This is a genomic window from Limosilactobacillus sp. (assembly GCF_051873075.1).
In the GTDB taxonomy this organism is placed as follows: Bacteria; Bacillota; Bacilli; order Lactobacillales; family Lactobacillaceae; genus Limosilactobacillus.
Genome location: NZ_JBJEEM010000054.1, coordinates 1 through 8163, shown reverse-complemented (window position 1 = coordinate 8163; position 8163 = coordinate 1). Strand labels below are relative to the sequence as shown.

Here is an 8163-nt window from a genome sequence, read left to right as displayed (position 1 = left end):
TTGGATTATATTTAGTCATAAAAAAGTACCTCACAATCGTTAGAACTTTGTCTAATAATTATGAGGCACTTCACACACGAGTGACTGCTTTTTGCTATGCCATAATTTCATCAAAACTTTCCGGCAACGGCGACGTAAAGCTAAGTTGCCGCTGGGTGAAGGGATCCAGGAAAGCAAGCCGACTGGCGTAGAGGAGCTGGTGATCCACCCGACTGGTGTCGCCGCCATAAAGGGCGTCGCCGACCAGGGGGTGGCCGATGGCGCTAAAGTGAACCCGAATCTGGTGGGTCCGGCCGGTATGCAGGCGAACCCGCACCCGGGCCAGAGCCTTGTCCTGTTCCTCTACCCAGTACTCAGTCAGCGCGGTCTGGCCATCTGTGGCCACCACGCGCCGCGCCTGGTCGGCCACCCGGGCGATCGGCTTATCGATCGTCCCGTGGTTGTTAGTAAAGTTGCCCGCGACAATCGCCGTGTACTCCTTCAGCATCTGGTGCTGCTGAACCTGCTGGCTGATCATGCTGGAGGCGACGTGGTGCTTGGCAACCAGGAGCAGGCCGCCGGTGTCCCGGTCGAGGCGGGTAATCAGATGGGGCCGCTGGTCAGGCGAATCGTGGTCAATCAGGTAGCCGACTACCCGATTCAAGACCGTCCCGTTGGCCACGCTCGGACCTGGGATAGAGGTCATCCCGGCTGGCTTATCGACCACCAGCCAGTTGTCGTCCTCATAGACAATCGTCAGCGGGCCATGGCTCACCGCCACGTTGGGGTCCGCCGGTTCCGGTGCGACCTTGATCGTCAGCGGCTGGTTGGGCAGAATCTTAGTGGTCGGGCGAACCGGCCGGTGATCCACCAAAAATTCGCCCTGACCATTCTTGATGTCATTGAAGAGCCGGTGCCCCATCCCCAGTGACTGCAGAAATTTCTTGATCTTAACCGGTTCGTCACCGGTGTATTGCCAACTTGCTTCCATATATTATCTGCCTCCTGTTTTTATATACAAAAAAAGTTGAGTCAGCTGACTCAACTTCATAACGACGGTCCGTACGAGACTCGAACTCGTGATCTCATCCGTGACAGGGATGCGTCCTAAACCAACTAGACCAACGGACCATTTGACAACAGTTAAGAGTATACGGGAATTTGTTACGGGCGTCAACTACTAATTCCCTCTTTGCCCCTCCCGACGGTCCTGCAAATAGCTTATAATATTCTTACTGAGTTATTTTAAGGAGGAAGTAATAATGAAATCACTAGGTATGCGTTTCGAATCCTGGTGGGAAAAATACTCGCGAATTATCAAGTTGCTGTTTGTGACCTCCGTAATCATCTTCGTGGTCCACGCCCTCGGCAACTTCTTCAAGACCGTTGATTGGCATAAGGTCGGCATCGGACTTACCGAGCTGACTTGGGAAAAGATCCTGCTCCTAATGGTAGCCGGCTGCATTGCCGTCATCCCGATGCTCGGCTATGACTTTGCGGTAACCCGATTATTACCCGGGAAATTTAAGCGTTCCTACATCGTCCGCTGCGGCTGGATCACCAATACCCTGACCAATATTGCCGGCTTTGGCGGGCTACTGGGGTCTTCTCTGCGCGCCTATTTCTACCGGGAAAACGCCAGTAAGAAGGAAATTCTGCTGGCCATCTCAAAGATTGCCATTTTTCTATTATCCGGGCTGTCGGTCCTGTGCTGGCTGGCACTGATCATTATGTTTGGCTTCCACGATGGCGGCCACTTCAACCAGTACGCCATCTGGCTGATCGGCGGGGGGCTTTACTTTCCCGTCGTCTTCCTGGTCACCCAAGTTTACAACAGTAACGTCTTCAAGGACGTCACCCCGAAATTAGAGGCCTTCGTTGTTACCAGTTCGACCTTTGAATGGCTCTTTGTCGCCCTTTTCTTCCTGCTGGTCGGCTGGTGTCTGGGCGTCAAAGACAACCTAATCAGTGTTCTGCCCCTCTACGTTGTCGCTCAAGTACTGGGGGTTATTTCAATGATCCCTGGGGCCCTGGGTTCCTTCGATGTCATGATGATGCTGGAACTGTCCCTGCTCGGTGTGCCCCAGACGACCATCATCATTTGGCTGCTGCTCTTCCGGATATTCTACTACATCGTCCCCCTAATCCTGGCAGCTCTGATGTTTTTGCACAGCCTGGCCCAACAGGTTAATGAATTCTTTGATGGCCTGCCGCTGCTGATGGTCCGGAAGACGGCTTACTTCTTGATTACTGCCTTCATGTACATCTCCGGGATTTTGATGCTACTGACGGCCTCGGTCCCGGACCTGACTAGTCAGAATAAGATCATCCAGCGCCTGTACCCGTACACCTTTTTCTTCCTGCACCAGATGACCACGATCCTCTTTGCGGTCGCAATGCTGGCCTGCGCCCGGGGACTGCAAGCCAAGCTCAAGAAGGCATACTGGCCGACCCTGCTCCTACTATTGATCGGGATCGGCAATACCATCTGGAATCTGGGGACCCTTAGTCTGACTATCTACTTAATCATCGTCTTGCTCCTGGTATTGATGTCACGCCACGTTCTTTACCGGGAGAAGCTCCAGTACTCCATCAGCAAATTCCTGATTGACGGCTCCATCTTCGCCGGCAGTTTCATCCTCTACGTGATCGTCGGGGTAATCAACGCGCCTCAGTACACGAGCAAGCACCACATCCCCGACTTCCTCTTCTTCCCCGGCGAGAGCGTCTGGTTCTCCGGTTTAATCGGGCTATTCCTGGGACTCATCTTAATGTTCCTGATTCTTCGCTACTTCACCGCCGGTCGGGACCCGTTCAATGTCGTGCACAGTTTTGATGCTGACCGGGTGCGGGCCGTGATCGAAGAATTCGGCGGTTCGTCCACCAGTCACCTGGCCTTCCTGCGCGACAAGGACATCTATTACTACCAGGAAGACAAGCACGACCAACTCTTCTTCATGTACCGGCGCAAGAATGACCGGCTGGTAATCATGGGTGACCCGGTCGGAAATCAAGACGCCTGGCGGCCGGCCTTCCGTCAATTTATCAGGACGGCCGATAAGTACGACTATCAGCTGGTCTTCTACGAGGTTTCTAGCGAGGTCACCATGCTCCTGCACGAGTTTGGCTTTGACTTTATCAAAACCGGTGAAACCGGAATGGTCAAACTTGCCGACTTTACCCTCGCCGGCAAGAAGCAACGGTCACAGCGGGCTCTGATGCACAAGTTCGACCGGGAAGGATACACATTCAGTGTCGAACAGCCACCGTTCTCTGACGACCAATTAGCCGAGCTGAAGCGGGTCTCAGACAGCTGGCTCGGCGGTCAGGTCGAGAAGGGCTTCTCCTTGGGATTCTTTGACCCCTACTACATCAACCAGGCCCCTGTCGGCGTCGTTCGTGACAAGGACGGTAAGCTGGTGGCCTTTGCGACCTTCATGCCAACCGGAGGCAAGGAGATCTTGACCATCGACTTAATGCGGCACAGCAAGGACGCCCCATCCGGAATCATGGACAAGATCTTCATCAGCATGTACCAGTACGGTCAGGAGAATGGTTATACTTACTTTGACCTTGGGATGGCCCCCCTGTCCAAAGTCGGGGAATACCAATTCAGCTTCATCGAGGAAAAGGCGGCCCACTTCATCTATGAATATGGCTACCACCTTTATGGCTTCCAGGGGTTGCGTCGGTACAAGGACAAGTATGCTTCTGTCTGGTACCCCCGTTACATTGCCTACCGCAAGAAGAACTCCCTGATTGTCACCATGCTGATCCTGGTCGGCGTCGTCAACCAGCGAGTCGATCAGCGGAATCGGCACCTGTTCTTCTTCTGGCTGAATCATAACTAATTCATTAAACAAGTCGGCTTCAACTGCCTAGTTGGGTTGACTTGTTTTTGTTTTGCACATAATTTGAATAAAAATCCTGGTTAACCTATAATGAGCTTTGGAAAGCGTTTACTCGATTTGATTAATTTAGGAAGGCGAGAATATGGCTACTGTATATCTTTCCGCAAAATTACCAACTATCGCAACCAAGCTCCTCGACCATGCCGGTCTGGACTATGAAGTCTACGATGGCGAGGGCCTGATCACTAAGGAGGAACTCCTCAAGCACGTCGGTGACTGTCAGGTCCTGATCACCCCACTGTCAACCCAGGTCGATGCTGAGGTCATCGAGGCCGCACCCCAGCTCAAGTTGATTGCCAACTTCGGTGCCGGTTTCAACAACATTGATGTTAAGTACGCCCGGAGTAAGGGAATCGACGTCACCAATACCCCGTTCGTTTCATCCACGGCGACTGCCGAAGTAGCCTGCGGACTGATGATCGCCCTGATGCGGCGAATCGTCGAAGGGGACCGGCGGATGCGGTCAATCGGCTTTGACGGCTGGGCACCGCTTTTCTTCCTCGGTCACGAGCTGGCTGGCAAGACCCTGGGGATCGTCGGACTTGGCAGCATTGGTCGTGAGGTTGCCAAACGGATGCACGCCTTCAACATGAAGATCATCTACACCCAACGGCACCAAGCCGACCCGGCAGTCGAGGCCGCCTGCTCAGCAGAATACGTTTCACTAACTGACCTGCTTAAGCAAGCCGACGTGGTTACCCTTCACTGTCCACTGACGGACGAGACTCACCACATGATCGACGCGGACCAGCTGCAGCTGATGAAGAAGTCTGCTATCTTGATCAACTGCGCCCGGGGGCCGGTCATCAACGAAGAAGCCGTCCTCAAGGCCCTCATCAACAAGGACATTGCCGGGGCAGCGCTGGACGTCTACGAGAAGGAACCCCAGGTTGATGACGAATTCAAGGACCTGGACAACGTCATTCTGACACCGCACATTGGCAATGCTTCCGTCGAAGCCCGGGACGCCATGGGAGAGATTGTGGCCAACAACGCCATTGCGGCACTTACCGACAGCACGATCAAGTACATTGTCAACAAGTAATCCACAAGCTAAATTCAAAAGTGCTGTGACATAAATCCTTTTCTACAGGCTAAAAGTTTACAACGCGGTACACAAATGGGCTCAAGCATTCGGAAATTCCGAACGCTTGAGCCCTATTTGTGCTCGCGGGGGCTCGAAGACGAAGTCGTAACCGACTTCTGTCTCGCGCCCTTATTTATCGATTCATTTCCTAGCGTTGGTCCATTAGATAATCATACAGCATCTCGTGCTTGATCTGTTTGGTATCGTAGCCCAGGACCTCCGCAATCCGGTAGGCAAAAGCTAGCGCCGTTGCCGGACCCCGGCTGGTGACAACCTTACCGGCTTCGTCAACCACCGTGATGTTTTCCTTAAAGTGGGCGTCCTTGGCCAGGCGATCTACTTCCTCGTTGATCCCCGGGAAGCAGGTGTAGTCCCGGCCATCCAGCAGGCCATACTTAGCCAGGGCAATTGGAGCCGCACACATCGCGGCATCCCACTTGCCTTGCTGGTTGCGTTGCCGCATCAAGTCCGCCAAGCGCTCATTGTCACGCAGCTTCTCGGCACCGCCACGACCGCCAGGGAAGGCCACCAGGTCGTAGTCCAGTAGGTGGTCATCCAAGGTCCGGTCACAGGTCAATTCAATACCGTGAGCCCCAGGAACCTTGATCCCCTCCAGGCCGACCATGGTGGTTTCGATCCCCATGCGCCGCAACACATCAACGATTGACAAGCCCTCAACTTCTTCACAACCGGGGGCAAATACTACTGCTACCTTTGTCAAAGTGATCACTCCATCCTAACTATTCACAATCTTAACAACTTGTTTCATCACAACATCAGCCTCGGGAACCGGGTAGAGCGGGTAGATATGAAACATCCCTCGTCCCACGGTAAAGTGTACCGGGATCTGATCATCCTTGAGTTTCTCCACCAGGATGGCCGCATCTGGATACATAATCTCCTTCGTGCCGGCATAGACATGAACATCGCGGAGCTGGTCCAGGTTGCCGTTCAACGGGCTCAACCGATAGTCCTGGTGACTGGCATCCCCAGCCCACAGGTTCGCGATTCGACGAAGGCCATAGCGGCTCAGCGTAACATCGTCCTGCTCATACTGCTCAATCACCGGATTATTCAGGTCCAGGTCGAGCCACGGTGAAATCAAAATCAGGTGCCCCGGTTGGGGGAGTCCCCGCTGGCCCAGATACTCACTGAAGCCCAGCGCCAAGCCAGCCCCCGCAGAGTCCCCCATCAGGGTGATGTCGCTCGCCGGTGCTTGCTGGTACAGGTCACCGTACAGTTGGGCAATCTCCTGATAGGCCGTCCGGAAGTTGTGTTCCGGGGCCAGCGAATAAATCGGCACGTACACCCGGGCCCCCGTTGCCTGGGCCAAGTGATTCAAGTACTGCCAATGCGTCTTGTCCGCGGGCTGAATGTACGCTCCCCCGGCCAGGTAAACGATCACCCGCTGGTTAAGACCGCGTTCGTTCAGCTCATATATTGGGATCCGATAATGTTTCAATTGGCGCAGTTTCACATTGAAAGTCACCTGTGGCAGTTCATAGGGTTGCCCATTGGTCTGCCGGGCCGTCTGGATCAGTTCATCATATGCCGCCGGTTCAGAAAGGGCGCGCTTAAACCCACTGAGTTGGATCCCCATCTCAATGAACGTTGCCTTGTTGGAACGATGGTCACCGCACCGGTGCAACTCGCGAAAACTATTGCTTAAATTGTTCACCAGCCTGCTGGCAAGTCCACTGCGGAACCGTTTGATTCTTTCCATTTTTTCTGCCCCTTTAACCTCTTTATCCTTATCCTAACACGCTTCATAATACAATTTTGTTAAGATTTAGTTTAGAATATGAGCAAAGGAGACGATTAAATGCATCAAGAGTCTTTGTTTGCCCAAGACAACGCCGACAACACTCCGCTGGCAAACCGGGTTCGCCCAACCACTATCGACGAGTTCGTCGGTCAACGACACCTGCTCGGCCTGGGAAAGGTCCTACGTGACATCATCGAAAACGACCAGCTATCTTCCATGATCTTCTGGGGGCCACCCGGCATCGGCAAGACGACCCTCGCCCAGATCATCGCCCACCAGACCAAGGCTCACTTTATCACCTTCAGCGCGGTCACCTCTAGCATCCGCGACATCCGCAAGATCATGGAGGAGGCCGAGCAGAACCGGGAGTATGGCGAGCGTACTATCTGCTTCATCGACGAGATCCACCGCTTCAACAAAGCCCAGCAGGACGCCTTTCTCCCCTTCGTCGAGCGCGACAGCATCACCCTGATCGGGGCTACGACCGAAAATCCTTCGTTTGAGATCAACGCGGCCCTGCTCAGCCGTTGCCGGGTCTTCGTCCTCAAGTCGCTGACCACCGAGGACATTGAGCAGGTCCTCCGCCAGGCCCTCAAGCACCCCGCGGGGTTTCCGGGGCTAGCCATTCATTGCGCGCCAGATGAGCTTCATACCATCGCCCAGTTTGCCAACGGGGATGCCCGAATCGCCCTCAACACACTGGAGATGGCGGTCCTAAACGGCCAGCGGTCCGGCAAAACGGTCACCATCACGACTGACGACCTCGATCAGCTGGTCAACACCAAGTCCCTGCGTTATGACAAGCACGGTGAGGAGCACTATAACATCATCTCGGCCCTCCACAAGTCGATGCGCAACAGCGACGTGGACGCCGCCATCTACTGGTGTTCCCGAATGATCGATGGTGGGGAAGATCCCCTCTACATCGCCCGCCGACTGGTCCGCTTCGCCAGCGAAGACATCGGCTTGGCAGATACCAATGCCCTCCGTGTGGCGATCAACACCTTCCAGGCCTGCCAGTTTCTGGGGATGCCGGAGTGTGACGTCCACCTGACCGAGTGCGTGATCTATCTGGCGGCTGCGCCCAAGTCGAACGCCGTCTACAAGGCCCGGCTAGCGGCCAAGGCGGCCATCAAGAAGACCGGCAACCTGCCCGTTCCGCTGCAGATCCGCAACGCCCCGACCAAGTTGATGAAGGACCTCCACTATGGACAGGGCTACCAGTACGCCCACGACACCAAGGATAAGCTGACTAACATGACCACGATGCCACCGGAGTTAGCGGACCAGCACTTCTACCACCCCGGCGACCAGGGCTTGGAGCCTCGTTTCAAGGCCCGGCTGGCCCAAATCGCCGAATGGCACCGCAAACACCCGGACACGAGACAAAACTAAAAATCGGCTGATGAGCAGTGGTACTC

At 54.5% G+C, this 8163-nt stretch carries 6 protein-coding genes and 1 tRNA gene; 3 read left to right on the top strand and 4 right to left on the bottom strand.

Features of this window, described 5'->3' with window-relative positions:
• Nucleotides 1-94: 94 nt before the first annotated feature.
• Entirely contained in the window at nt 95-970 is an 876-nt protein-coding gene (locus ACI31J_RS06235) for an RluA family pseudouridine synthase (protein WP_439773570.1), read from the bottom strand.
• A 65-nt stretch (nt 971-1035) separates the two neighbouring features.
• A tRNA-Asp gene (locus tag ACI31J_RS06230) sits at nt 1036-1110 on the bottom strand.
• A 131-nt stretch (nt 1111-1241) separates the two neighbouring features.
• On the opposite strand from ACI31J_RS06230, the gene mprF reads away from it, so the two are divergent.
• Both mprF and ACI31J_RS06220 read left to right on the top strand, forming a co-directional pair.
• Entirely contained in the window at nt 1242-3830 is a 2589-nt protein-coding gene (mprF, locus tag ACI31J_RS06225; RefSeq protein ID WP_439773569.1) for a bifunctional lysylphosphatidylglycerol flippase/synthetase MprF, read from the top strand.
• A gap of 142 nt (nt 3831-3972) precedes the next feature.
• Nucleotides 3973-4935, top strand: a complete 963-nt coding sequence (locus ACI31J_RS06220) for a 2-hydroxyacid dehydrogenase family protein (protein ID WP_439773568.1) — start codon at nt 3973-3975, stop codon at nt 4933-4935.
• 190 nt (nt 4936-5125) lie between these two features.
• On the opposite strand, the gene ACI31J_RS06215 is transcribed toward ACI31J_RS06220, so the two are convergent.
• Together ACI31J_RS06215 and ACI31J_RS06210 are read right to left on the bottom strand one after the other, a co-directional pair.
• Nucleotides 5126-5698, bottom strand: coding sequence for a DJ-1 family glyoxalase III (locus tag ACI31J_RS06215; RefSeq protein ID WP_439773567.1), 573 nt, complete (start codon nt 5696-5698; stop codon nt 5126-5128).
• A gap of 15 nt (nt 5699-5713) precedes the next feature.
• Nucleotides 5714-6700 carry an alpha/beta hydrolase fold domain-containing protein gene (locus ACI31J_RS06210; protein ID WP_439773566.1) on the bottom strand — a complete coding sequence of 329 codons (987 nt, stop codon included), beginning with the start codon at nt 6698-6700 and terminating at the stop codon, nt 5714-5716.
• Nucleotides 6701-6799: 99 nt separating this feature from the next.
• On the opposite strand from ACI31J_RS06210, the gene ACI31J_RS06205 reads away from it, so the two are divergent.
• The gene (locus ACI31J_RS06205; RefSeq protein ID WP_439773565.1) at nt 6800-8137 is read left to right on the top strand and encodes a replication-associated recombination protein A; all 1338 of its coding nucleotides are present in this window, start codon (nt 6800-6802) and stop codon (nt 8135-8137) included.
• Nucleotides 8138-8163 lie beyond the last annotated feature (26 nt).

Excerpts from the sequence above, each read along its gene's own strand:
- ACI31J_RS06210 (WP_439773566.1), bottom strand. The coding sequence starts at position 6,700 with ATGGAAAGAATCAAACGGTTCCGCAGTGGACTTGCCAGCAGGCTGGTG.
- ACI31J_RS06235 (WP_439773570.1), bottom strand. The coding sequence starts at position 970 with ATGGAAGCAAGTTGGCAATACACCGGTGACGAACCGGTTAAGATCAAG.
- ACI31J_RS06220 (WP_439773568.1), top strand. The coding sequence starts at position 3,973 with ATGGCTACTGTATATCTTTCCGCAAAATTACCAACTATCGCAACCAAG.
- ACI31J_RS06205 (WP_439773565.1), top strand. The coding sequence starts at position 6,800 with ATGCATCAAGAGTCTTTGTTTGCCCAAGACAACGCCGACAACACTCCG.
- mprF (WP_439773569.1), top strand. The coding sequence starts at position 1,242 with ATGAAATCACTAGGTATGCGTTTCGAATCCTGGTGGGAAAAATACTCG.